Annotated in this window: 22 protein-coding genes; 8 read left to right on the top strand and 14 right to left on the bottom strand. The window is 60.3% G+C overall.

Going from position 1 to position 23,075, the window contains the following annotated elements:
• Positions 1-14 precede the first annotated feature (14 nt).
• The 4 genes from ACIPSK_RS27870 to ACIPSK_RS27855 all read right to left on the bottom strand — a co-directional run bounded on the left by ACIPSK_RS27870 (position 15) and on the right by ACIPSK_RS27855 (position 6,925).
• Positions 15-656 carry a LysE family translocator gene (locus ACIPSK_RS27870; protein ID WP_017966216.1) on the bottom strand — a complete coding sequence of 214 codons (642 nt, stop codon included), beginning with the start codon at positions 654-656 and terminating at the stop codon, positions 15-17.
• A 443-nt stretch (positions 657-1,099) separates the two neighbouring features.
• On the bottom strand, positions 1,100-2,998 hold the full coding sequence (locus ACIPSK_RS27865) for a UvrD-helicase domain-containing protein (RefSeq protein ID WP_017966215.1): 1,899 nt from the start codon (positions 2,996-2,998) through the stop codon (positions 1,100-1,102).
• Positions 2,995-5,322, bottom strand: coding sequence for an AAA family ATPase (locus ACIPSK_RS27860; RefSeq protein WP_017966214.1), 2,328 nt, complete (start codon positions 5,320-5,322; stop codon positions 2,995-2,997). Before ACIPSK_RS27860 ends, ACIPSK_RS27865 begins: the two co-directional genes overlap by 4 nt.
• A 379-nt stretch (positions 5,323-5,701) precedes the next feature.
• Positions 5,702-6,925 (bottom strand): argininosuccinate synthase, encoded by a 1,224-nt coding sequence (locus ACIPSK_RS27855; protein ID WP_026154360.1) that lies wholly within the window; start codon positions 6,923-6,925, stop codon positions 5,702-5,704.
• A 177-nt stretch (positions 6,926-7,102) separates the two neighbouring features.
• Between ACIPSK_RS27855 and ACIPSK_RS27850 the strand changes: the two genes are divergently transcribed.
• Both ACIPSK_RS27850 and ACIPSK_RS27845 read left to right on the top strand, forming a co-directional pair.
• The gene (locus ACIPSK_RS27850) at positions 7,103-7,954 is read left to right on the top strand and encodes an SDR family NAD(P)-dependent oxidoreductase (RefSeq protein WP_017966212.1); all 852 of its coding nucleotides are present in this window, start codon (positions 7,103-7,105) and stop codon (positions 7,952-7,954) included.
• A 189-nt stretch (positions 7,955-8,143) separates the two neighbouring features.
• Complete coding sequence (locus ACIPSK_RS27845) at positions 8,144-8,785, top strand: LysE family translocator (protein ID WP_162116885.1); 642 nt, start codon at positions 8,144-8,146, stop codon at positions 8,783-8,785.
• 48 nt (positions 8,786-8,833) lie between these two features.
• Here the strand turns inward: ACIPSK_RS27845 and ACIPSK_RS27840 are convergent, their stop codons facing one another.
• From ACIPSK_RS27840 to ACIPSK_RS27820, 5 genes are all read right to left on the bottom strand, one after another.
• A complete protein-coding gene (locus ACIPSK_RS27840; protein WP_162116886.1) occupies positions 8,834-9,628 on the bottom strand; it encodes an ABC transporter ATP-binding protein in 795 nt (264 codons plus the stop codon).
• Positions 9,625-10,503 carry an ABC transporter permease gene (locus ACIPSK_RS27835; RefSeq protein WP_162116887.1) on the bottom strand — a complete coding sequence of 293 codons (879 nt, stop codon included), beginning with the start codon at positions 10,501-10,503 and terminating at the stop codon, positions 9,625-9,627. The genes ACIPSK_RS27840 and ACIPSK_RS27835 overlap by 4 nt, the downstream gene beginning before the upstream one ends.
• Before the next feature lie 122 nt (positions 10,504-10,625).
• On the bottom strand, positions 10,626-11,579 hold the full coding sequence (locus tag ACIPSK_RS27830; RefSeq protein WP_162116888.1) for an ABC transporter substrate-binding protein: 954 nt from the start codon (positions 11,577-11,579) through the stop codon (positions 10,626-10,628).
• A gap of 93 nt (positions 11,580-11,672) precedes the next feature.
• Entirely contained in the window at positions 11,673-12,899 is a 1,227-nt protein-coding gene (rlmN, locus tag ACIPSK_RS27825; protein WP_162116889.1) for a 23S rRNA (adenine(2503)-C(2))-methyltransferase RlmN, read from the bottom strand.
• A 250-nt stretch (positions 12,900-13,149) separates the two neighbouring features.
• Complete coding sequence (locus ACIPSK_RS27820) at positions 13,150-13,659, bottom strand: invasion associated locus B family protein (RefSeq protein ID WP_017966206.1); 510 nt, start codon at positions 13,657-13,659, stop codon at positions 13,150-13,152.
• A 336-nt stretch (positions 13,660-13,995) separates the two neighbouring features.
• Between ACIPSK_RS27820 and ACIPSK_RS27815 the strand changes: the two genes are divergently transcribed.
• The gene (locus tag ACIPSK_RS27815) at positions 13,996-14,556 is read left to right on the top strand and encodes a sigma-70 family RNA polymerase sigma factor (RefSeq protein ID WP_162116890.1); all 561 of its coding nucleotides are present in this window, start codon (positions 13,996-13,998) and stop codon (positions 14,554-14,556) included.
• Between the two features lie 34 nt (positions 14,557-14,590).
• Here the strand turns inward: ACIPSK_RS27815 and ACIPSK_RS27810 are convergent, their stop codons facing one another.
• Positions 14,591-14,983, bottom strand: coding sequence for a YkvA family protein (locus ACIPSK_RS27810; protein ID WP_018072065.1), 393 nt, complete (start codon positions 14,981-14,983; stop codon positions 14,591-14,593).
• A gap of 80 nt (positions 14,984-15,063) precedes the next feature.
• A complete protein-coding gene (locus ACIPSK_RS27805; RefSeq protein ID WP_162116891.1) occupies positions 15,064-15,369 on the bottom strand; it encodes a 4a-hydroxytetrahydrobiopterin dehydratase in 306 nt (101 codons plus the stop codon).
• A gap of 33 nt (positions 15,370-15,402) precedes the next feature.
• On the opposite strand from ACIPSK_RS27805, the gene ACIPSK_RS27800 reads away from it, so the two are divergent.
• Complete coding sequence (locus tag ACIPSK_RS27800) at positions 15,403-15,903, top strand: low molecular weight protein-tyrosine-phosphatase (RefSeq protein WP_162116892.1); 501 nt, start codon at positions 15,403-15,405, stop codon at positions 15,901-15,903.
• Here the strand turns inward: ACIPSK_RS27800 and thpR are convergent.
• Both thpR and ACIPSK_RS27790 read right to left on the bottom strand, forming a co-directional pair.
• Positions 15,810-16,403 carry an RNA 2',3'-cyclic phosphodiesterase gene (gene thpR / locus ACIPSK_RS27795; protein ID WP_026154359.1) on the bottom strand — a complete coding sequence of 198 codons (594 nt, stop codon included), beginning with the start codon at positions 16,401-16,403 and terminating at the stop codon, positions 15,810-15,812. The two genes, ACIPSK_RS27800 and thpR, sit on opposite strands and share 94 nt — an antisense overlap.
• A gap of 68 nt (positions 16,404-16,471) precedes the next feature.
• Positions 16,472-17,116, bottom strand: coding sequence for an arylesterase (locus tag ACIPSK_RS27790; protein WP_162116893.1), 645 nt, complete (start codon positions 17,114-17,116; stop codon positions 16,472-16,474).
• 72 nt (positions 17,117-17,188) lie between these two features.
• On the opposite strand from ACIPSK_RS27790, the gene ACIPSK_RS27785 reads away from it, so the two are divergent.
• The 4 genes from ACIPSK_RS27785 (at position 17,189) to ACIPSK_RS27770 (ending at position 22,284) form a co-directional block, all read left to right on the top strand.
• A complete protein-coding gene (locus tag ACIPSK_RS27785) occupies positions 17,189-17,896 on the top strand; it encodes an ABC transporter ATP-binding protein (RefSeq protein ID WP_162116894.1) in 708 nt (235 codons plus the stop codon).
• Entirely contained in the window at positions 17,893-20,436 is a 2,544-nt protein-coding gene (locus tag ACIPSK_RS27780; protein WP_162116895.1) for an ABC transporter permease, read from the top strand. Before ACIPSK_RS27785 ends, ACIPSK_RS27780 begins: the two co-directional genes overlap by 4 nt.
• A gap of 180 nt (positions 20,437-20,616) precedes the next feature.
• Positions 20,617-21,345 (top strand): Bax inhibitor-1/YccA family protein, encoded by a 729-nt coding sequence (locus ACIPSK_RS27775; RefSeq protein WP_162116896.1) that lies wholly within the window; start codon positions 20,617-20,619, stop codon positions 21,343-21,345.
• Positions 21,346-21,726: 381 nt separating this feature from the next.
• Entirely contained in the window at positions 21,727-22,284 is a 558-nt protein-coding gene (locus ACIPSK_RS27770; protein WP_162116897.1) for a GNAT family N-acetyltransferase, read from the top strand.
• 86 nt (positions 22,285-22,370) lie between these two features.
• Here the strand turns inward: ACIPSK_RS27770 and ACIPSK_RS27765 are convergent, their stop codons facing one another.
• A complete protein-coding gene (locus ACIPSK_RS27765) occupies positions 22,371-22,772 on the bottom strand; it encodes a DUF2794 domain-containing protein (RefSeq protein ID WP_162116898.1) in 402 nt (133 codons plus the stop codon).
• Positions 22,773-23,075 lie beyond the last annotated feature (303 nt).

Here is a 23,075-nt window from a genome sequence, read left to right as displayed (position 1 = left end):
CGACGCGCGTTGGGTCAAGCCTTGCGCCAGCCGAGCAGGCCGGGCGTTGCGTGCCAAAGCGCCTGGGCGGCAAATCCCATGAAAAGCACGCCCGAGCAGCGCACGATCAGCCGCTCATGGGCGCGATAGAAGCGGCGCACCGTACCGGCGCCGATGATGCCGATCAGGATGATGTCGGCCGTCACGAAGCCGACGAAGGACACGCCGAGCAGCACCGGCAGCGCCTCGAAATCGAGCGCGCCGGCCGAGCCGGCAACGAGCGCGGTGAAGGTCGCGAGCGCCACCGGATAACCCTTCGGATTGGTGACGCCGAAAATCAGACCGCGGCGAAACGGCCGCTCGACCACAACAAGCGCCTGCCCCTCCGTTTTCGGCTTGGCACTGACGGCGCTCCAGCCGATCCAGGCGAGGTAGAAGCCGCAGGCAAGGCCGAGCAGGTCGAAGACGAAGGTTCCGATCGTCTTTGCGCCGACGATCGCGATCAGCGCCAACGACGACCAGATGAGATCCCCAACCAGATGCCCCATCATGAAGAAGGCGCCGGCCTTGCGCCCCTGCCCGGCGCCGATACCGAGCAGCTGCAGGAAGGCGGGTCCCGGAATGAGCACGTAGAAGAGCGCCGCCAGAAAGGCGCCGAAGAGCAGGGACTGCGTCATGGGAATGCTCCGGAGGATGATGACGGCAGACTAAGCGATCGCGGCCATCCGTCAAGGGTGGTGCACCGCCATGGAGAGTGGCATCACGTAGCAAACGCTACCAGAGGCGGCTTTCGACCCGAGGCGGATATCTGTTCGTTGTTGAAGGATGCGGATGCTTTGCGCCCCCATTTCGGTCGTTCAATCGCCCTGTTGAGATTTCAAAAGCGGCCTCGCCCGACCGACGTTTAGCGTTTTTCGCCAATCGCGCCGCGCAGCATGCGCCCAATGACGGATCAGGCGCGGTCCGCATTTGGCGACCATTGCTGAACCGAAAGTTACGCAAACGCCTGATGCGCCCGGAATGGCTTCGCGGCGTTCGTTGTCGGCTATGGCGCACCGTACGACAAAAAACCATTTCCGATCTCGGATGCTTTAGCGATTGCGCGCGAACCGCTACCGACCTATGCCGGCAGGCCAAGCAACACTTCATCCTCATGGAAAAGACCTGACTGGATTACATGGGCATTTATCGCGCCCGGATCGGTCGAATATGCCACAAGAGCTAAGCTAGATTTGGCACGACTGCAGGTGACGTAAAACAGTCGTCGAGTGCGATCGACCGAGGAATCCTTGCCCTCTTGTGCGTTCTTCAAATCGCTGGCGCTCAATTCTTTGGCTCCCAGCAGTTTGTCGTAACCAAAAAGGAAGCCGCGGGCGTCGCCGTCGTCCATGAGAACCATAACGCGATCGAATTCGAGGCCCTTGACGCCTTGATGTGTGTCGAAGGAGGCCTCGCGCGCGACGTACGATGCGTACGGTGCAATCATCGAGAACGGGCAATCCAGAAGAGCCAATAGCGCGGCGACATTCTCACCAACCGGATCAGCCTCTTCGTCTGCGGAAACTGTTGGCTTGGCGCTCACCGCTGCCAGGGCGGCTTTGAGGCTGTCAGGCACCGTGAAGAGATTGGTGCTCACGACATTTTCCAGAACGGCGCCACAGGTCGGGTCAGCGTTCGCCCAGAGTGACATCAGACTGTCGATCGCCGCTTGCGCCGCGCGCAATTGATCCAACGGCTTTTCAGAGCCTCTCAGCATGTCTTTGCTCAACAGAGGCGACGCTTCGCGGATTAGCTTGGTCGCTAAAAACTTGTCACCCCGCTGGGTAGCGGCGACCAGCGGAAGGACACTGTGAGTGAAAAATCGAGTAGGCGCGAAACTGCCGTCGAGAAACGCCGTCCGGAATGACTCGATAGGCGCAATCGCCTCGAATAGCTGCTCAAACCCCATTCGCTTCGCAGCCATGTGGTGCTCGAGCGTGAGAATCTTACATTCGTTTCGATCACTCCAGCCGGTGTCGGCGGTGAGTTCGGCCATATATGCTCGAACGCGGTCCTCCATCGCGGACTTATCGGGCGTGTCGATGGGGAACAAGAACAGCCGCGCCCATCCCTCACTCGCATCTTCGCGAGGCACCTGAATTTGCTCGTCCGCACCTGAGCGAATCTTATTGATGAGACGTACGATACGTCCTGGGCTCCGGTGGTTGAGTGCTTTTTGGGGCGTTTTCCATCCCGGCGGCAAAGCATCTTCGATATGCTCTTTGCCGTCCAGGTAAATGCGCTGCATCGTGTCACCGATGAGTCCCAAAGCGAAGCGATTGGCGTGCGCCTGTTGAACTGAAAGAAGGGCGTCGATCAGAACCTTGTTCGTGTCCTGACTTTCGTCGATCAGGAGGAACGGATATTTTTCGACGAACATTCGCTGCATCAGCGACTTCTCAAGAAGGAAGGTCGCAAAAATCTTGATGACTTCACTGTGATTGAGAGCGTTACGCTCGCGGTTATCGCTGTTGGGATTGTACGTGAAAGCTTTGATCTCATCGAGACGCCCAAGGCGCCGCTGCTTTGATTCAATCGACGCCAGCCGCGCTGCGGATGCTTTCGTGCCGGCGCGGCCTTTAGCCTCCTCTGCCGTCAAATCTGCGATTTCTGTATTGAGGTTGGCGCGCAGCCATTCCCTTATGTCGGCGTTGAACCCCCGAATTTGCGACCACGCAAAACTATGGATGGTTTTGACGACGAACAGCGGATCATATTCCAGGCGACGTGTGATCTCGTCGCAGGCAGCGTTAGTATAGGTTATGACCGCGACATGCCTCGCCCGAAGGCGAAGCGTGCCCCGGTATTTTGTAGCAATGTGTTTGAGCGCATTGACGAGCGACCGGGTTTTCCCGGAGCCAGCCCCGGCAAATAGGAAAAAGCTCGTAGGCTTTTCCAAGTCGAGGTACGAAGCGATCTCGGCCTCGACCCCATCGTCGAGCGTTACATTGGATACGATTGGATCTGTCTCGACGTTCACGCGGCAGCCTCAACGGGAGCGTCAGCCTCAACCTCTACCTGCCCGAGCGAGACCAACCCTAGCTGTGTCTGTTTGTGATCAAGTTGCTCTGCCAGCCACAGCAAGCCCTCGCGAATATAGTTGGGCGGTTTCAAATCGCTGGGATTGTCGATCTCGAGAAGGTCGAGGGCAAACTCGGCTTTGCTACCGCCCTTCAATGCCTCTTTCATGGCCATGCTCAGTTCCGCGAAATTTGCGCTCTCGGCGATAGCGGATCGGAATTTCGCGATGAGGCCTGTGCCGGGAAGCGCAGCGAATAGCTCTATGTTGGCGACGACAACCGCGTCTTCCAGCGTATAAGCCAAAGCCTCAGTTGTGGCGCCTTTGAATTCGATCTCGATCGGACATTGATAGGCGACGCGAAGCGTGAATTCCTCTGCATCATAGTCCTTGGCTTTTTCAGCCTCAGGCTTGTCCAGCAACGCGTCCAATTCCTCGATTTCGGGCCACCAAGTCTTGAGCGTGTGATTACGCGTCGTGTAGTTTGCCCCACGTACTGGCACCGCACTGGAGCCGGCCGCGTCCTGAGAGTCGATGTCGGTGACGATCAACGTTGTCAGTCCGATCTTTTCGATTAGGCTGCGCAGCTTGTGGGCGTGGCTTCCTCCGATTTCGAGCCAAGTGATGTAGCTCTCAGCGAGCTTATCAAATTCCGCATGCGAGTTCACAAAATGTGGGACGAGTATGCGCTCAGCCGGTCCTTCGATCAGTACCGCGGCGTCGGCGAAAAACAGATCGCAGTGTGTCACCTTCAGATAGCGGGTGACGAAGCGTTTGGTTTCCTGCTCGTCACCAAAGGCCTCACCAACATTCACGACGCACGATGTTGGAATAGCATTCTCAATGGCAGGCAGGCGTCGGAAGTAGCGAAGAGAGTCAAAGTGACACTCGTGAGCGATGTGACTGGAATGGGTGCTCACGAGCATCTGCGTAACGAAGTTGGAGCCGGCCCCTAACTGATCGTGATTGCGTAATATTTTATGGGCCTGTCGAATAAAAACCTGCTGCACTTGCGTGTGCAGATGTACTTCCGGCTCTTCAATCAGGACAAGATGCAGCGGCGGGATTATCGCCTCATCAGAAGCTTTACTTTGCGCCTTTCCAACCCTCATCCAACTGTCACGAAACGCCATCAGACGGAACACCATGGATATGAGGTTCTGGTACCCAAGCCCGTTGGAATCTTCCGGCAGATACAGATTTGTGGAAGCCCCACCCGCCTTCATCGGGACGATGAACCGCACTGCGGTGTCGTGGTTAAGGCCTTCAACGGGCCGCAGGCGCGTTGAGATGTTGAGTTTTGGATCTGTGACGCCAGGATAGCCAAGGGTGTGCATTTCCCTGAGTGGGCTTTCAAAGCCGTCGCTGAGGCGAAGATTAAATGCTTCCTGGGCTTCCTCAATCGCCTTGAGTGCAAGCAGGTCTTTCGCATCCGGGCTCTGATACGGATCGAGATGGCTTTTGTAATACTGCCGAAGTTGGGCCGAGAGTTTGCGGGATGTCGATCCCGAGCCGGGTGCTTCGCCTTCTTCCATTTTACTTTCGCCGGCATGGCCAAACCCACGCTGCGCGCTGATCTCGTCAATCCGGATCAGACCCTTGAACGGATCGCCCTCGATAGGATCACTTCCATTCAACGCCTGAGGTTGAGCCCGTCCGTGCTCCGGATCGACGCACGCGGTTGGGTCCAACACGTAAGTCTCGAGCGTAAAGTAGCGCGTGACGCGGCGTTGCAGAAACTCGACCAGCGTTTGCGGCCAGATTGAGACTTGAAATAGTGTCGCGTCCTGACCCCTTGCTTCGGCGAGCGCGGCGCCCGCCGTCTGCAGATCGCGCGCGTTGGCGCGAGTGGTCAGATAGTCCTTCTGAAGTTGTTCTCGATCCTTTGGTTCGTACCTGACGCGAACCCCAAGGCGACCTCCCGCCCAATCCAGCGTTGGCAAGATTCCCTGAACGTAATGCACCTCGTTCTCTTCGACGTGCATCCAAACGTCTAAGAATGGAAGAAACGCATCCCATTCCGGTTCTGGCAACGGCTGCTTGGCGACGTGTGCGACCTCCCAGGCAGCACCCATCGTGTCGATGCCGGGCCAATGGGACAGCGTAAAATCGTTGAAGCAAAAGCTAGTGCGTTCCCGATCGATGAGGAAATACCTCAAGGCGGTAATCGCTGAAGTCTTTCCGCTGTTATTTGCACCAACGAAAACGGTCTTGTCGGTAGACAGGCCAATTCTCGTCGAGATCAGCTTTCTAAAATTCGCAATTTCAACAAATTCGATGCGCATGGCCCCTCCGGGACCCGACTATATCGCAATCAATGCGGTCTGCAATCTAAGGTAATAGATTTAGAGTGCAGGTTTTAATGGAACAAGACCTTTTGGACGTGTTGTTTTGAAGATCATTGAGCCGCCCCCACAGGTTTGAGCCGTTTTTCCGTCCTCATTAATGGCACGAGGTCTGGTTCTGTTATCACCCGGCAAAAAACAGTGATTCCGCCACCGGCCCCGTAGCGGTCGTCTATTCAAGCCGAGCCGATGTCCGCTGTTGGTGCAATCCAGCCATCCAGGACGCTCTAAGAGGTTGGTGGCGTTTGCTACCTCGTTGCAAAAAGCCCGCGCGGCAAAATGCCGGCGGGCTGATATCCAGTTCGAAAGCGAACCGTGATTACTTCGCGAGGTTGCGCTTGCCGAGCGTGCGCAGGCGCAGCGCGTTGAGCTTGATGAAGCCGGCCGCATCCTTCTGGTCGTAGGCGCCCTGATCGTCCTCGAAGGTGACGAGCTTGTCGGAATAGAGCGACTTTTCGCTTTCGCGGCCGATGACCATGACATTGCCCTTGTAGAGCTTCAGCGTCACTTCGCCTTCGACATGCTCCTGGCTCTTGTCGATCAGCGCCTGCAGCATTTCGCGCTCCGGCGAGAACCAGAAGCCGTAATAGATCAGCTCGGCGTAACGCGGCATGATGTCGTCCTTGAGATGGGCAGCACCGCGGTCGAGCGTGATCGATTCGATGGCACGATGCGCCGTAAGCAGGATGGTGCCGCCGGGTGTCTCGTAGACGCCGCGCGACTTCATGCCGACAAAGCGGTTCTCGACGAGGTCGAGACGGCCGATGCCGTTGTCGCGGCCGTAATTGTTGAGCGCCGCCAGCAGCGTCGCCGGGCTCATGCGCACGCCATTGATCGAAACCGCGTCACCCCTCTCGAAGCCGACCTTGATGGTCGTCGCCTTGTCGGGTGCGGCTTCCGGGGAGATCGTGCGCATGTGCACATATTCTGGAGCCTCCTGGGAGGGATCTTCCAGAACCTTGCCCTCGGAAGAGGAATGCAGAAGGTTGGCGTCGACGGAGAACGGCGCCTCGCCCATCTTGTCCTTGGCAACCGGGATCTGATGCTGCTCGGCAAAGGCCAGCAGATCGGTGCGGCTCCTGAACGACCAGTCGCGCCACGGCGCGATGATCTTGATATCGGGGTTCAGGGCATAAGCGGAGAGTTCGAAACGGACCTGGTCGTTGCCCTTGCCGGTCGCACCGTGGGCGATCGCATCGGCGCCGGTCTTCTTGGCGATGTCGATCAGATGCTTGGAAATCAGAGGACGGGCGATCGAGGTGCCAAGCAGGTAGACGCCCTCGTAGACGGCATTGGCACGGAACATCGGGAAGACGAAATCGCGCACGAATTCCTCGCGCACATCCTCGATATAGATCTCCTTAATGCCGAGCATCTCGGCCTTCTTGCGCGCCGGCTCCAGCTCTTCGCCCTGGCCGAGGTCGGCGGTGAAGGTGACGACTTCGGCGCCGAGCTCCGTCTGCAGCCACTTCAGGATGATCGAGGTGTCGAGACCGCCGGAATAGGCGAGAACGACTTTCTTCACGTCTTTGTACGATGCCATGATGATGAGGTCCGTTGCATAAAAGGCCGGCAAAACCCGGTGTCGCGGCACTTTTAGCGAGATTGGCGCGTGACGCAAGGGCAACTGCGACGCTGATGGTGCCGATAGCGTTTGACAGGGCGAAAGCGGAGCCCATATTCGCCAGCGTCCGCAAATGCTCGAGGAGAGGTTGCCCCCGTGACGAATATTCAAGACATTTTCAAAAAATCCAATGTTGCCGTCATCACCGGCGGCGCCTCCGGCATCGGCCTTGCCGCGGCGAAATATTTCGCCGGATGCGGCATGAGCGTTGCCATTGCCGATCTCGGCGGCGATCGGCTGGCCGACGCGGCCAATGAACTCAAGGCCATTGCCGGCGAGGAAAATGTGATGGCGGTCGAGACCGACGTCGCCAGCAGAGATTCGCTGGAAGCGCTCGAACGCGCCGTGCTCCAGCGCTTCGGCCGTGTGCACGTGCTGATGAACAATGCCGGCATCGGCCCGGAAACCTCGATCTTCAGCCCGCAGGCGAACTGGGACAATATCTTCGCCGTCAACCTGATGGGCGTGATCAACGGCACGCGCACCTTCGGCCCGAAGATGCTGTCGCACGGCGAGCCGGGCCTAATCATCAACACCGGCTCCAAGCAGGGCATCACCACGCCGCCCGGCAACCCCGCCTACAACATCTCCAAGGCCGGCGTGAAAGTCTTCACCGAAGCATTGCAGCATGAGCTACGCAATACCGAAGGCGGAAAGATTTCCGCCCATCTTCTGATCCCCGGCTTCGTCTTCACCGGCCTCACCAAGGGCGACCGCGCGGAAAAACCGGCCGCTGCCTGGACGCCGGAGCAGACCATCGATTTCATGGTCGAAAGCCTCGAACACGGCGATTTCTATATTCTCTGCCCCGACAATGATGTGGCGCGTCCGGTCGACGAGCGCCGGATGGCCTGGGCGGCCGGCGATATCATTGAGAACCGCCCGCCGCTGTCACGCTGGCACAAGGACTACGCCGACAAGTTCAAGGCGTTCCTCGAACAGAAGTAATAGGCCCCATCACAAGGTTTGATTGGTAATTTTCTGAAAGCTGGTTAAGAGGTCCCTAAAGCGCGTCGCGGTCTTTCGGAATCGCTCCTCGCGCTTTAGGTCTTTGTTTTTACGCATGTCGTTGTCGCAAAACCGCTACACACTTTTGCGCAACATGCTTTAGATCCTTTCCGGCTTTCAGAGTGTGTCATGGATTTTCTGCCCAGCCTGCCGACCCTTCTCGCCTTTGCCGCCGCCACGCTGCTGCTCGCGGCGACCCCAGGCCCCGATATGACGCTGTCGATCAGCCGCGCGCTCGCCCAGGGCAAGAAGGCGGCGCTCTTCGTTGTCGTCGGCACCAGCCTTGGCATCGTCGTTCACACCATGCTGGTCGCTTTCGGCATTTCGGCGCTGATCACCGCCTCGCCGACCGCCTTCCTGATCCTGAAGACCGGCGGTGCCGCCTATCTGCTCTGGCTGGCGATGCAGGCGATCCGTTTCGGCTCGAAGCTCACCGTCGCCAAGGTCGAGGAGCAGAAGGGCACGCCACTTTCGAACGTCTCGTCAGGCTTCTGGGTCAATCTTCTGAACCCCAAGGTCATCATCTTCTTCATGACCTTCCTGCCGCAATTCGTCAGCGCCGGCGATCCAGCCGTCACCCAAAAGCTGCTCTTTCTCGGCTTCTGCTTCATCCTGATCGGCATGCCGGTCAACGCCAGCATCGTCTTTGCTGCCGACTGGCTGGCCTCCTGGCTGCAGAACAACAAGAAGGTGCTGCGCGGCATGGACTACACTTTCGCCGGCGTCTTCTCGGTCTTCGCTGCGAAGATCCTGCTCACCCAGGCACGTTGATCGGCCGATCAGCACGCGGCGGTCTAACCGATCAGCACGCTGTCGGCGTCAGCCGATCAGCAGGGCGTCGTCGTCCAGCGTCTGGCCGCGCATCTTGCGGAACATGGCGATCAGGTCTTCAACCTGCAGGTTCTTTCTGTTGTCGCCTGCCACGTCGAGAACGATTTCGCCGCCGTGCAGCATGATCGTGCGATGGCCGTAATCCAGAGCCTGGCGCATGGAATGTGTCACCATCATCGTCGTCAGCTTGCGCTCGGTAACAATCTTCTGCGTGAGGTTCATCACGAATTCCGCCATGCCCGGGTCGAGTGCCGCCGTATGTTCGTCGAGCAGCAGCACTTCCGAGCCCGCCAGCGTCGCCATGACGAGCGAAACAGCTTGCCGCTGCCCACCGGACAACAGGTCCATGCGGTCCTTCAGCCGGTTTTCCAGCCCGAGATTGAGTTCGGCAATCCGCTCGCGGAAATAGTCGCGCCTGATACCACCGAGCGCCGGCGCAAGCCCGCGCTTCTCGCCGCGACGGGCAGCCAAAGCAAGATTTTCCTCGATCGACAATGCGCCGCAGCTTCCCGTCAATGGATCCTGGAATACGCGCGCGACCAGACCGGCTCGGGCCGCCGTCGACCTGCGCGTCACCTCGTTCTTGCCGATCAGCACCTGCCCTTCGCTCGGGAGCACGTCACCGGCGAGCACGCCGAGCAGCGTCGATTTGCCGGCGCCGTTGGAGCCGATGACGGTGACGAAAGAGCCTTGCTCTATGGTCAGGCTGACTCCGTTCAGCGCCTGCTTCTGCAGCGGCGTGCCGCGTCCAAAAACGACCTTGATGTCCTTGACACTGATCACGATGCGGCACCTCGACGAAGTCGGGGAAGAATGAGCGCAAAGGTCACCAGCACGGCGGTGACGAAATTCAGGTCGGACGCCTGCAGGCCGATGACGTCGCTCGAAAGCGCCAGCTGGATCGCGATGCGATAGAGGATCGAGCCGAGCACGCAGCCGATCAACGCGATCAGCAGACCGCGGCGCCCAAGCAGCGTCTCGCCGATGATGACGGCAGCGAGACCGACGACGATCGTGCCGACGCCCGAGGTGACGTCGGCAAAGCCGTTGGTCTGAGCAAACAGCGCGCCGCCGAGCGCCACCAGCGCATTCGAGATCGCCATGCCGAGATAGATCTGCCGGCTGGTATCGACGCCCTGGGCCCGCGCCATCCTCGCATTGGCGCCGGTCGCCCGCATTGCCAGCCCGGCATCGCTTTCGAGGAAACGCCAGACCAGGATGAGCGCGATGACGACCAGACCACCGACGAAGAGCGGCCGTACGTAGAAATCGCGAAGGCCGTGGCCGAAGAACGGGCTGATCATCGTGTCGGCATTGATAAGGGCGACATTGGGTTTGCCCATTACGCGCAGATTGACGGAAAACAGTGCGATCATCGTCAGGATCGAAGCGAGCAGGTTGAGGATTTTGAAGCGCACATTGAGCAGCGCCGTCACCATGCCCGCAGCGGCACCGGCCGCCAAGGCGATCAAAGCCGCAAGCCAGGCATTGACGCCGGCAATGATCAGCACGGCCGTCACCGCCGCACCAAGCGGAAAGGAGCCATCGACCGTCAGGTCGGGAAAATCCAGAACTCGAAAGGCGAGATAGACCCCGAGAGCGACGAAAGAATAAACCAGGCCGAGCTCGACGGCCCCCCAGAATGCGATTTGGCTCAAGGCTTTCAGCCCCTTTTTATGTCCGTTCCGCCCGTCGCGAAACCGCAGCGTTTTAATACGAAGAGCCGCCCCCGTGCAAACGGGAGCGGCTGTATCCAACTAAACGTCGAACTAACGGCCGATTATTCAATGACCTTATTGGCGCGGGAAAGCACGCTTTGCGGCAGCGTGACGCCCATCTTCGCGGCCGCCGCCTTGTTGACGACGAGGTCGCTGCCGGCGGCGGTCTTGACCGCGATGTCGCCCGGGTTCTCGCCCTTCAGCACGCGCACGACGATCTCGCCGGTCTGCTTGCCGACATCATAATAGTTGAAGCCGAGAGCGGCGATCGAGCCGCGCGAAACCGAATCCGTATCGGCGGTAAAGAGCGGCAGCTTGCTCTCCTCGGCAACAGCGACCGCGCCTTCAAGCGCGGAGATGATCGTGTTGTCGGTCGGAATGTAGATCACATCGGCGCGGCCGACGAGCGCGCGTGCCGCACCCTGGACCTCGGCCGACTTGGTGGCGGCCGATTCGACCACCTTCAGGCCAGCCCTTTCGGCTTCAGCCTTCAGCACGGCGAGCAGCGAAACGGAATTCGCCTCGCCGGAATTATAGAGATAGCCGATGGTTTTCACATCAGGCAGGATTTCCTTGATCAGCGCTATGTGCTCGGCGACCGGCGACATGTCGGAGAGGCCGGTGACATTGCCGCCAGGCTTGTCCATGTTCTTGACGAGCTGGGCGCCAAGCGGATCGGACACGGCCGTGAAGACGACAGGAATGTCACGTGTCGAGGAAACGACGGCCTGGGCCGAGGGCGTCGAGATCGGCACGATGACATTGGGCTCGTCGCCGGCGAACTGGCGGGCGATCTGGGCTGCTGTCGCCGGGTTGCCCTGCGCCGACTCGAACACGAATTTCAGGTTCTCGCCTTCCTTGTAGCCGGCCGCCGTCAGCGCATCGAGAACGCCCTTGCGCGCCGCATCGAGCGCCGGATGTTCGACGATCGCCGTCACGGCGACGGTGACGTCATCGGCCTTTGCGGGCAGGGAAAGGGCCAAACTGGCGGCAAGAGCGAGCAAAATCGGGCGCATGGGGATCCTCCTGAATGATTTTGGGGGCACTTTTAGGAAAAGCGCCCCCTGAAATCAATCGCGGAGAATTGTAGCGAGGATCAAACTTGCTGATCAGTCGTCGGCGCCGTGATTGGCGATCATCATCGCCTCGAAGGCCAGACGTTCGGTCTTGCGCATGCGTTCGGATTCCGATTTCAGCTGGCCGCAGGCTGCAAGAATGTCGCGGCCGCGCGGCGTGCGGATCGGCGAAGCATAGCCTGCCGAATTGATGAAGTCGGCGAACTTCTCGATCTGCTCCCAGTCGGAACACTGATAATTGGTGCCGGGCCAGGGATTGAACGGAATGAGGTTGATCTTCGCCGGCACGCCTTTCAACAGCTTGATCAACCCCTTGGCGTCTTCCAGGCTGTCGTTGACATCCTTCAGCATCACATATTCGAAGGTGATACGCCGCGCGTTCGAAAGGCCGGGATAGGTCCGGCAGGCTTCGATCAGCTCTTTCAGCGGGTACTTCTTGTTGATCGGCACCAGAATGTCGCGCAGATCGTCGCGCACCGCATGCAGCGAAATCGCCAGCATGACGCCGATTTCCTCGCCGGTGCGGAAGATCTCCGGCACCACGCCGGAGGTGGACAGCGTCACGCGGCGCCTGGACAGCGACAGGCCGTCACCATCCGTGGCGATCAACAATGCCTGCTTGACGGCATCGAAGTTATAAAGCGGCTCACCCATGCCCATCATGACGATGTTGCTGACCTTACGGCCCTCGGCAGGCATGATCGTACCCTGCGGCGCTTCACGGTCCGGGAAATCCCCAAGCCGGTCGCGGGCAAGCAGCAGCTGCGAAAGAATTTCCTCCGCCGTCAGGTTGCGCACCAGACGCTGCGTCCCGGTATGACAGAAGGAACAGGTGAGTGTGCAGCCGACCTGGCTGGAAAGACAGAGCGTGCCGCGGCCCTCTTCCGGAATGTAGACGGCCTCGATCTCGACGGGACGCCCGGCGCCGCGGGCGGGAAAGCGCAGCAGCCATTTGCGCGTGCCGTCGTTGGAAACCTGCTCCTCGACGATCTCGGGACGTTCGATGGTGAAATGCTGCTTCAGCATCTCCCGCATGTCCTTGGCGACATTCGTCATATGGTCGAAATCGGAAACGCCGCGCACATAGATCCAGTTCCACAGCTGCGAGACGCGCATCTTGATCTGCTTCTCGGCCACACCCTTTTCCCGGAGTGCCGCCCCCATCTCCTCACGGGACAGCCCGATCAACGAGGGTTTCTCGGCGCCGGCCGGCGCGCGCATCAGCGGCTTGGTGACATCTATCGCATCCATGACGGACATAGGCATTCATCCCGAATTCAAACATGTGGCTGCTCCTCGCAACCCCGCGGACTTCAGCGGTAAGCCGGAAGACCTGCGGGCGCATGACAGCACATCGGCAGAAGTTGAATGGCGGAACGGCGACTGAAATCGCGATCTGTCCGCTGTTGGCGCCGGCTTTAGCATCATTTTGCCCGCGCGTCACCATAGATGGAAACGGCATGGGCCGGCGCAAGGCCGGCCCATGAAACTCTTCGGCCTAGAGGACCGCTTACTTGCAGGTTTCGATCTGCTTCAGCGCAGCCGAAATACCCGAGAGCGAATAGCTGTAGGAGGTGCCAGTGCCCTTGCGCGAAACGGCATTCACCGTCATCGAGTGACCGGTCTTCATCGCGGCGACGAGGGCTGGCTCCTGGGCCGCATTCTCGACCCAGCCGGCCTTGTCCTTGGTGAACATCACGAAGGTCTTGTTGTCGATGACGACGTTGATCTTCGAATTTTCCTTGACCGTGTAGCCCATCATCGCCTGCGGCTCGTAGGAGATGTTCTGGCCGGGGCGCTGAGAGACGATGAAGAAATTGTCGCCGTGGTCGACGCTTGCCGGCTGCTTTGCCGTCGGAACGGACAGCACGTAGCAGACGGTGCTGTTGCCCGACTTGTAGGAGTAGGCGCCCCATGCCTGGAACTGCTGGATGCGGTTCGGCGCGGCCTGCTGCGCTTCCGCAACTCCGGCCATAACAAGGGTGAGTGCGAGAGCGGATACGATACTTTTTACAAACATGGATTCCTGCCGGTTCTTGCGATTCAAGGCCCGAAGCGATCATAGCGGGCGCCGCATAATCACGATCTGCTTTATTTTGACTTAATTCAGGTTACCAAATGGTCAACAATAGCTGCGATTTGTATCTGCCTGTGTCATTTCAGCTCGAGTGTCAATTTTCGCACCTTTGACGGTATCGGCCGCGACATCGTGCCCCGATGGCACTGGCCGTCCGTTCGGCTGAATTTAAGACACAAAGATTCAGGCAAGAGTTTGACGTTTCGCAAATCCGTTGTACCTCATTAAGACTTGGAAATCCGGGACGAAATTATTGCCGCAGGGGGCTGGTGAGGGGATATGGATGCCGAGGAAAGACAGCGTTTCGCTGCCCTCGCCAAGGCCGTCGCGGACGATCGCGACCAGCAGGCCTTTTCCATCCTGTTCGACTATTTCGCCCCTCGCCTGAAGGCCTGGCTGATGCGCCAGAAGATGACATCAGGCGAGGCCGAGGAACTGGTCCAGGAGATCATGATCGTGCTCTGGCACAAGGCAGGACTTTACGATGCCACGCGATCGTCCCTCTCGACCTGGCTTTTCCGCATTGCCCGCAATCGCCGCATCGACATGCGGCGCCGCGCCAATACCCGCATCTTCGACGAGACCGATCCGGCCCTGCAGCCGCCGGGTGATATCGGCGCGGAAGAGATCATCGCCAATGACGATCGCGACGCCAAGATACGCGCGGCCGTCGGTCAATTGCCGGAGGAACAGCGCGACATGCTGCGCGCCGCCTTCTTCCTCGGTCAATCGCATTCGGAGATCGCCGAATCAACCGGGCTGCCGCTCGGCACGGTGAAGTCACGTATTCGGCTTGCCTTCGGCAAGCTCCGCAAGGTGCTGGAACGCGAAATCGCCTGATGCATGTCGCCCAAAAGTGTGCAGCGGACGCGCTTTAGATCGTCTTCATTGCTTCTTCGGGTCGATCGGCGAGAACGCGGTCGGCCGCTTCGTAGTGGCCCGGGCGGATGTGGCCGCGCACCATGGCGAAGGCGGCCGAGAGCACGGCGATGTCGTCGGAAAAACCGATGACGGCGAAAACATCCGGGATCATGTCGATCGGCATGACGAAATAGGCGAGTGCTGCAAGCAGCACGCCGCGCACCTTGGTCGGCGTCTGCGGATCGAGCGCGCAATAGAAACCGGCGACGACATCGCGCGAGAAGGGAATCTGCCGCACCGCCCGCCGAAACGTCGGCCAGAATTTCTGCCTGACGGTTTTCTCGCGTCGGCTCTGGGTGTCCTCGTCGCCCGGCAAGAGGATTTCCCCGAATTTGACCTCGTCCATCCCTGCATCCCTTTTGTCCATGCGAACATATGGTGACGGCGCCCAGTCTTTCAATCGACCCCTTTCAATCGACCTCGCTTTCAGACAATACGGCGCGCCGCAGCCTTTTCCATGGCTTTGGCGAGCTTGAAATCCAGCTCCGTCAGTCCGCCGGCATCATGCGTGTTCAGCGTCACATCCACCCTGGAATAGACGTTGAACCATTCGGGATGGTGGTTGAGCTTCTCGGCCGCGAGTGCTGCCTGCGTCATGAAGCCGAAAGCCTCGACGAAATTTGCGAACTTGAACGTCTTCGATATCGAAGAACCCGCATCATTGAGCGCCCAGCCCGGAAGCTCGGTCAGTTCAGCCTCGGCCGCTGTCCGTTCCAGTCTTTCCATTTTCATGCCATGATCCTCTTCTCTGTCGACAGGTTACCGATGAAACGCATCAGCATCCTCTTCGTTTGCATGGGCAATATATGCCGTTCTCCGCTCGCGGAGGGAATTTTTGGCCATCTTGTCGCCAAGGCGGGGTTGACCGGCGATTTTACGATCGATTCCGCCGGCACTGGCGGCTGGCATGAAGGCGAGCCGCCCGATCGGCGTTCGATCGCCACCGCGAAAAGTCACGGCATCGACATATCGGGGCAGCGCGCGCGCTGCATCAGGGCGAGGGATCTCAGGGATTTCGATCTGATCCTCGCCATGGACCGAGACAACCTGGCGGCGCTCGAAAAGAGCACACCGCCTGGGGCGAATATCCACCTTTTCGGTGATGCCGCGCTGGGAACGGGAGAGGATATCCCCGATCCCTATTATGGCGGCCCTGAAGGTTTCGAGCTGGTCTACACCAGGCTCTTGACCGGCTGCTGCAGGCTGCTCGAAACGCTGGGCGTCGAGCGTGCCTCGTGCAGCGGGAAAACTTCCTCGGTGAGGTAAGGCCCTCCACCGACCGATTCGCGCGACGAAAGCAGCACGAAGCGCGGTGCAGTGAACGTTGCGGTGTGGAAGTTGCCGCGTCCCGCCAGATATTGCACGACATCATCGAGCCGCGAGGATTTGAGCCGCGCCAGCGTCACATGCGGCATGAATTTGCGGGGATCGGGCGGCAGGCCGATGCGCTGGCAGATGCGCTCGATCTCGCCCTGCAGCGCATGCATTTCAGGCGATGGCGAGACGCCGGCCCAGACCGAATGCGGTTTCTTCGACCCGAACGAACCGATGCCTTCGAGCCGGAACTGGAATTCCGGCCGGTCGATCCGGTCGAGGCGTTCAACGATTTCATCGGCCGTGCGGCCGTCGACATCACCGATGAAGCGCAGGGTAATGTGGTAATTCTCCACATCGATCCACCGTGCTCCGGGGAGGCCGCCGCGCAGCAATGAAAGACTCATCGCCGCATTGCGCGGAATTTCGAGGGCGGTAAAAAGTCTCGGCATCACGAGCACTCCCCGAATCTTTTGCAGGTGCTCACACGGAATCATGCAATCAACAACCGCGCAAGCCCCTATTTCTTCACAGAAGAAATCGCTTCGACGAAATTTGTGACAGCAGGCTCCATCTTTTCGACCATAACGTCGACACCTCTCGCGTTCGGATGCATGCCGTCGTCGAGCTTCAACCCCGCCTCCAGCGCGACGCCGTCGAGGAAGAAGGCATAGAGCGGAAGCCCATGTTTTTCCGAGAGTTTCTGATAGATCGGGTTAAACCGCGCGGCATAATCCGCCCCCATGTTCGGCGGCGCTATGATACCGGCGAGCAGCACGGCAATCCCGCGATCCTTTAGCCGGGCAATCATCTGATCGAGATTCTTCTCGCTCTCCTCCGGCGGAATGCCGCGCAGCGCATCGTTGGCGCCAAGCTCGAGAATGACGCCATCGGTGCCGTCGGGTACCGACCAGTCGATACGCGCAAGCCCGCCTGTCGTCGTGTCGCCGGAGACCCCGGCATTGGCAATGGTGACGTCGAGCCCCTTCGCCTTCAGGGCCGTCTGCAGCTTTTCCGGAAAGCCGTCGCCGGGCGGCAGCTGATAGCCCGCCATCAAACTATCCCCAAAACCGACGAGATTGATCGTCCGGGCATCGGCGGCAGTGGCAAGGATCAGCGAGACGGCGATGACGGTGAATTGAAGGGCGGCAACTTTAAATCTCATCCTGGTTTCCCTAGATTGGCGAGGTGCCGTTATGCGGCCTTTCCATTACGGACTTATATAGGGCGATTTCTGTTGGCAAAAACCATTATCGAGTTGAAGGGCGCCGATCTGACCCTTGGCAGCGCAGCCGCCTCCGTCCATGTGCTGAAGGGCATCGATCTCGATATCGCGGCCGGCGAATCCGTCGGCATCGTCGGCCCTTCCGGTTCCGGCAAATCCACCCTGCTGATGGTTCTTGCCGGGCTGGAGAAGCTCGACAGCGGCGAGATCAACATCAATGACACGCCGCTCCACGCGTTGAGCGAGGACCAGGTCGCCGATTTCCGCGGCCGCAACATCGGCATCGTCTTTCAGTCCTTTCACCTGATTGCCAATATGACGGCGTTGGAAAACGTCGCCGTGCCGCTCGAACTCGCCAATGTCGGCAACGCCTTCGAGATCGCTCATCGCGAGCTGAAATCGGTCGGCCTTGGCGAGCGGCTGAACCACTATCCCGGCCAGCTTTCCGGCGGCGAACAGCAGCGCGTGGCGATTGCCAGGGCGCTCGCCCCGTCGCCGGCCCTGCTGATCGCCGACGAACCGACCGGCAATCTCGATACCGAGACCGGCCGCCAGATCGCCGACCTCTTGTTCTCCAAGCAGGCCGAACGCGGCATGACCCTGCTTCTCGTCACCCATGACGTCTCGCTTGCAAACCGATGCTCGCGCCAGGTCCGCGTCCGCTCCGGCAGGATCGAGAGCGACAGCGCCGCCCGCCGTAGCGAAGCGGCGATCGCATGAGGATCGTCACGCCACGCGTCTCGCTCGCTTTTCGCCTGGCCCTGCGCGAGCTGCGCGGCGGCATCCGCGGCTTCTACATCTTCCTTGCCTGCATCGCGCTCGGCACCGGCGCCATTGCCGCCGTCAATTCCGTTTCGCAGTCGATCACCGACACGATCGCCTCGCAGGGGCAGGAGCTGCTGGCCGGCGACGTCCGCTTCGAACTCAACAACCGCGAAGCCACGCCTCAGGAAATCGGTTTCCTCGAAGGCCTCGGCACCCTTTCAGTGTCGACAGGCCTGCGCTCGATGGCCCGCAAGCCCGACGGTTCCGATCAGGCGCTGGTCGAGGTCAAGGCCGTCGATGAAGCCTACCCGCTCTACGGCAAGTTCGTGGCCGAGCCGGACTATCCGCTTGCAGCGCTGCTTTCCAGCCAAAGCGGCACCTATGGCGCGGTCGCAGCGCCCCTCCTTCTCGATCGGCTCGGGCTTGCCGTCGGCGACGAGTTGCTGCTCGGCAACGTCAAGCTCAGCATCACCGGCACGGTGAAGACCGAGCCGGATGCGCTGTCGGAAGGTTTTGGCTTTGCGCCGCGTCTGCTCGTCAGCCGCCAGGCGCTCCAAGCCTCCGGACTGATCCAGACCGGAAGCCTGGTCGAACATGCCTACAAGATCAGGCTGAACGACAAGGGCGCGATGTCGGGCATCCAGGCGCGCGCCTCCAAGGAATTCCCCGCCGCCGGCTGGGCGATCCGCACCAGCGACCGTGCCGCGCCCTCTCTCACCGAAAATATCACTCGCTTCTCGCAGTTCCTGACCCTGGTCGGCCTCACCGCACTGATCGTCGGCGGCGTCGGTGTCGCCAATGCGGTGCGCGCCTTCCTCGATTCCAAGCGCACCACCATCGCCACCTTCAAATGTCTCGGTGCGCCGGCGCAGGTCGTCGTTCTGATCTACCTCTTCCAGATTGCCATCATCGCTCTCGGCGGCATCCTGATAGGCCTCGTCATCGGCGCCCTGTCGCCGATCTTCGCCGCCCAGTTTCTGGCGCAATTTCTGCCGGTCTCGACTGCGCCGACCCTTTATCCCGGCGCCCTGCTGCTCGCCACGCTCTTCGGCATCCTGACGACGCTCGCCTTCGCCATCCTGCCGCTCGGCCACGCCCGCGAAGTGCCGGCGACGGCCCTCTTCCGCGAGCAAGGCTTCGAGGCCCGTCGCCTGCCTTCCTGGCCCTATATTCTGCTTGCCGCCCTGTTCATGGCCGGCCTTGCCGGCCTTGCCATCCTTACCGCCTATGACCGCTTCATCGCCGTCGTCTTCGTCGGCGCGATCGTCTTCGCCTTCGTCGTCCTGCGTCTGGTCGCCGCGCTGATCGCCTGGCTCGCGCGCCGCAGCCCGCGCGTCAATTCGCCGGCGCTGCGGCTGGCGATCGGCAACATCCACCGCCCCGGCGCACTGACGCCCTCGGTCGTCCTCTCGCTCGGCCTTGGCCTGGCATTGCTGGTAACCCTGACGCTGATCGACGGGAACCTGCGCCGGCAGCTGACCGACCGGATGAACGAGGGTGCGCCGAACTTCTTCTTCGTCGATATCCAGAGCGCCGAGGTCGATGCCTTCCGCGATCTCGTCCAGGCGCAGGCGCCGCAGGGCAAGCTCGTCGAGGTGCCGATGCTGCGCGGCCGGATCATCGCCTTCAACGGCGAGGACGTCACCAAGATGAACGTGCCGGCAGCCGGCCGCTGGGTGCTGAACGGCGACCGCGGCATCACCTATGCCGAAACCCTGCCGGAGAACGCCGCCCTCACCGAAGGCAAATGGTGGGACAAGGATTACAGCGGCGAGCCGCTCGTCTCCTTCTCCTCGGAAGAGGCGCATGAGCTCGGCCTCAAGATCGGCGATACGGTCACCGTCAATGTGCTCGGCCGCAACATCACCGCGAAGATCGCCAGTCTGCGCCGCGTCGAGTGGGAATCGCTGTCGATCAATTTCGTCATGGTCTTCTCGCCGAATACCTTCCGCGGCGCCCCGCATGCGTGGCTGGCGACCCTGACAGATCCCTCTTCGACACCGGCGGAAGATGCCGCGATCCTGAAATCGGTCACCAACACCTATCCGACGATCACCAGCGTGCGCGTCAAGGACGCGATCGATATCGTCAACCAGCTGGTCGCACAGCTGGCGACCGCGATCCGCGCCGCAGCCTCCGTCGCCCTCATCGCCTCGATCCTCGTCCTTGCCGGCGCGCTTGCCGCCGGAAACCGGGCGCGCACCCACGACGCGGTGGTGCTGAAGACGCTCGGCGCCACGCGCGCCATGCTGATCCGCGCCTTCAGCTACGAATATCTGATCCTCGGCCTCGCAACTGCGATCTTCGCGCTGATCGCCGGCGGGGTTGCCGCCTGGTTCATCGTCGCCCGCATCATGCGGCTGCCCTCGACCTTTCTGCCCGACGTGGCCGGACTGACGCTTGTGACCGCGCTCATCCTAACCGTCGGCATCGGCCTGATCGGTACCTGGCGCATCCTTGGACAGAAGGCGGCCCCCGTTTTGCGCGAGCTTTGACCAGTCAGCGGCACTCAAACCCTTCACCTTACGGCGATTTAACCGGCCGAGGCTTTGCAAGCCTCTTGTTTGCAATGGGCGAAAGCCTCATATTGTTCGCAGGCATGCTGGAGCTCCGCAGCGGCGCCCGGGTCGAAAACCCCGACACCGTATTTCCATCGGAGCTTGTAAGAGGAAACTATGGCTGATCTTCGTAACTATCAAAGCCGCGTTCAGACCGGCGAGATGATTGATCAAGGCCTGCGCGCTTATATGCTCAAGGTCTACAACCTGATGGCGCTGGGCCTGGCGATCACCGGTGTGGCCGCATATCTGTCGTTCCAACTCGCCTTCGCCAATGGCGAACTGACCGCTTTCGGTCAGGCGATCTATGTGAGCCCGCTGAAGTGGGTGGTCATTCTGGCGCCGCTGGCTCTGGTGTTCTTCCTGAGCTTCCGGATCAATTCGATGACGGTGGCCGCCGCCCAGACGACCTTTGCGGTCTATGCCGCGCTCGTCGGCCTGTCGCTCTCGTCGATCTTCCTGATCTATACGGGCCAGAGCGTCGTGCAGACCTTCTTCGTCACCGCCGCCTCTTTCGGCGCGCTGTCGCTTTACGGCTACACGACGAAGCGTAACCTGTCGGCGATGGGCTCGTTCCTGATCATGGGTCTGTTCGGCCTGATCATCGCTTCGCTGGTCAACATCTTCCTGGCGTCATCCGCCGTGCAGTTCGCGATCTCGGTACTCGGCGTGCTGATCTTCGCAGGCCTCACCGCCTATGATACGCAACGGATCAAGGAATTGTACCTGGAAGCCGATGACGTCGCCGTCGCCGGCCGCAAGGCGATCATGGGCGCGCTGACGCTCTATCTCGACTTCATCAACCTCTTCATGTTCCTGCTGCAGTTCATGGGCAACCGTAAATAAGCAGGGCAGACTGAGATCGAAAAGGCGGCTTCGGCCGCCTTTTTTGTTGCGCAGGCTTTCGCGGGATGGTTTTAGAGCCTTTCCGGATTAGATTGCAGCATTCTGCCGGAGCAGGTTTTCGTCAGGGCAGAGGCGATTGGCGAAGGGCATACCCCAAGGTACGTCCGAGCCGATCGCCTTTGATCCTGGCGGAAAGATGCCCGGCCCTTCGGGTTGGCTGAAACGGGCCGGCTGATCGACCGGCCGGCTTGGCCGTAGAGCTGGGCTACGACGCGCGCCGGCCGGTCGACCATCCGACTCCGTTTGAGCCAACAGAATGCTTCAATCTAACCCGGAAAGGCTCTAGGAAGAGATATGCTCCCCAATGGATCTGCCGCCAAAATGTCCTTCCTCCTGCGCGATGCCACGCAAGCCGATATTCCCGCCATTGCCGATATCTATCGCGAATCGGTCCTGAACGGCGTCGCGAGCTATGAGATCGTGCCGCCGTCCGAGGCCGAGCTGGCGCAACGTTTTGCGGCCATCGTCAGCCAGCAATATCCCTATATCGCCGCGGTCGATGCGGATGGAACCCTGCTCGGCTACGCCTATGCCTCGGCGTTTCGCACGCGTCCTGCCTATCGCTGGCTGGTCGAGGATTCGATCTATCTGGCGCCTGAGGTCCGCGGCCGGGGCATCGGCAAGGCGTTGCTTGCCGAACTGATCGACCGCTGCACCGGACTCGGTTTTCGTCAGATGGCAGCCGTCATCGGCGGCGCCAGCCCGGCCTCGATCGCGCTTCATCGCGCAGCCGGCTTCGAGGAAGTCGGTCTGATGAAGGGCACCGGCTATAAGCATGGCCGCTGGCTGGACACGATGTTCATGCAGCGCGCGCTCGGCGAAGCCATGACGAGCGATCCGGATCCGTCCGTCTATCCCGGCACGCTGTTTGCCGGCTGATGCGGCTTAATGCATGTCGCCCAAAAGTGTGCAACGGTTTTGGGATAACGACATGCATAAAACAGAGACTTAAAGCGCGACGCGCTTTATTTGTCGACCAGCTTCAGGGCCTTGTCGAACACCTTCAGCACTTGGTTCAACTCGTGACCGCGCTTCAGGATGGTGCCGTTGGTGTTGATCACGGAATAGGCGCCCTGCTTGGCGGCGAGCTTCGGGTTTTTCTCGATGCGGAAGAGCGGCATTTCGCCGGAACGCTTGAAAACGGAAAAAACCGCCCTGTCCTTCAGATGATCAATGGCGTAGTCGCGCCAGTCACCATCACCGACCATCCGGCCGTAGATCCAGAGGATCGCGTCCAGCTCGCGCCGCTGGAAGGTCACCGGAAGCGGATCCTTGCTTTGTCTGTATTCCCTGAGATCGACGACGACTGAGGAACTATTGTCGACGGAGCGGCTCTCGCCGTGTCGCAAATCCGGCTGATCTGTCATCAGTCTCCCGAGGCCTCCGCTTGTGACAGGAGAGTGACAGTTTGCCCGAGCTGCTGCAAATTGCAAGAGCGCCGGCCGTCACATTCAGCCGCACTGCAGCGCCGCGCGTCTCTCGCGCAAGGACGCCGGGCAGGCCGACGCTTTCTCCGCAGCGCCGCATTTCAGTCAAAACAGCGCCTCATTTGCAGGAGATTTATGCATTCCAGTTTGGCGCCAGCGCGCCAAAGGGCCCGGCGGAGCGTATCGACCTTAACCCCAGCCCCGAATACGTTCGGCCGGGCCGCCCAGAACTTCATCCGAAAG

This window comes from Rhizobium sp. LARHSG275 (assembly GCF_052871115.1).
The sequence above is the reverse complement of the archived record's forward strand: the minus strand, read 5'-3'. Positions and strand labels throughout refer to the sequence as shown.

Excerpts from the sequence above, each read along its gene's own strand:
- ACIPSK_RS27870 (WP_017966216.1), bottom strand. The coding sequence starts at position 656 with ATGACGCAGTCCCTGCTCTTCGGCGCCTTTCTGGCGGCGCTCTTCTAC.
- ACIPSK_RS27860 (WP_017966214.1), bottom strand. The coding sequence starts at position 5,322 with ATGCGCATCGAATTTGTTGAAATTGCGAATTTTAGAAAGCTGATCTCG.
- ACIPSK_RS27855 (WP_026154360.1), bottom strand. The coding sequence starts at position 6,925 with ATGGCATCGTACAAAGACGTGAAGAAAGTCGTTCTCGCCTATTCCGGC.
- ACIPSK_RS27845 (WP_162116885.1), top strand. The coding sequence starts at position 8,144 with ATGGATTTTCTGCCCAGCCTGCCGACCCTTCTCGCCTTTGCCGCCGCC.
- ACIPSK_RS27830 (WP_162116888.1), bottom strand. The coding sequence starts at position 11,579 with ATGCGCCCGATTTTGCTCGCTCTTGCCGCCAGTTTGGCCCTTTCCCTG.
- rlmN (WP_162116889.1), bottom strand. The coding sequence starts at position 12,899 with ATGTCCGTCATGGATGCGATAGATGTCACCAAGCCGCTGATGCGCGCG.
- ACIPSK_RS27820 (WP_017966206.1), bottom strand. The coding sequence starts at position 13,659 with ATGTTTGTAAAAAGTATCGTATCCGCTCTCGCACTCACCCTTGTTATG.
- ACIPSK_RS27815 (WP_162116890.1), top strand. The coding sequence starts at position 13,996 with ATGGATGCCGAGGAAAGACAGCGTTTCGCTGCCCTCGCCAAGGCCGTC.
- ACIPSK_RS27810 (WP_018072065.1), bottom strand. The coding sequence starts at position 14,983 with ATGGACGAGGTCAAATTCGGGGAAATCCTCTTGCCGGGCGACGAGGAC.
- ACIPSK_RS27805 (WP_162116891.1), bottom strand. The coding sequence starts at position 15,369 with ATGAAAATGGAAAGACTGGAACGGACAGCGGCCGAGGCTGAACTGACC.
- ACIPSK_RS27800 (WP_162116892.1), top strand. The coding sequence starts at position 15,403 with ATGAAACGCATCAGCATCCTCTTCGTTTGCATGGGCAATATATGCCGT.
- thpR (WP_026154359.1), bottom strand. The coding sequence starts at position 16,403 with ATGCCGAGACTTTTTACCGCCCTCGAAATTCCGCGCAATGCGGCGATG.
- ACIPSK_RS27790 (WP_162116893.1), bottom strand. The coding sequence starts at position 17,116 with ATGAGATTTAAAGTTGCCGCCCTTCAATTCACCGTCATCGCCGTCTCG.
- ACIPSK_RS27780 (WP_162116895.1), top strand. The coding sequence starts at position 17,893 with ATGAGGATCGTCACGCCACGCGTCTCGCTCGCTTTTCGCCTGGCCCTG.
- ACIPSK_RS27775 (WP_162116896.1), top strand. The coding sequence starts at position 20,617 with ATGGCTGATCTTCGTAACTATCAAAGCCGCGTTCAGACCGGCGAGATG.
- ACIPSK_RS27770 (WP_162116897.1), top strand. The coding sequence starts at position 21,727 with ATGTCCTTCCTCCTGCGCGATGCCACGCAAGCCGATATTCCCGCCATT.
- ACIPSK_RS27765 (WP_162116898.1), bottom strand. The coding sequence starts at position 22,772 with ATGACAGATCAGCCGGATTTGCGACACGGCGAGAGCCGCTCCGTCGAC.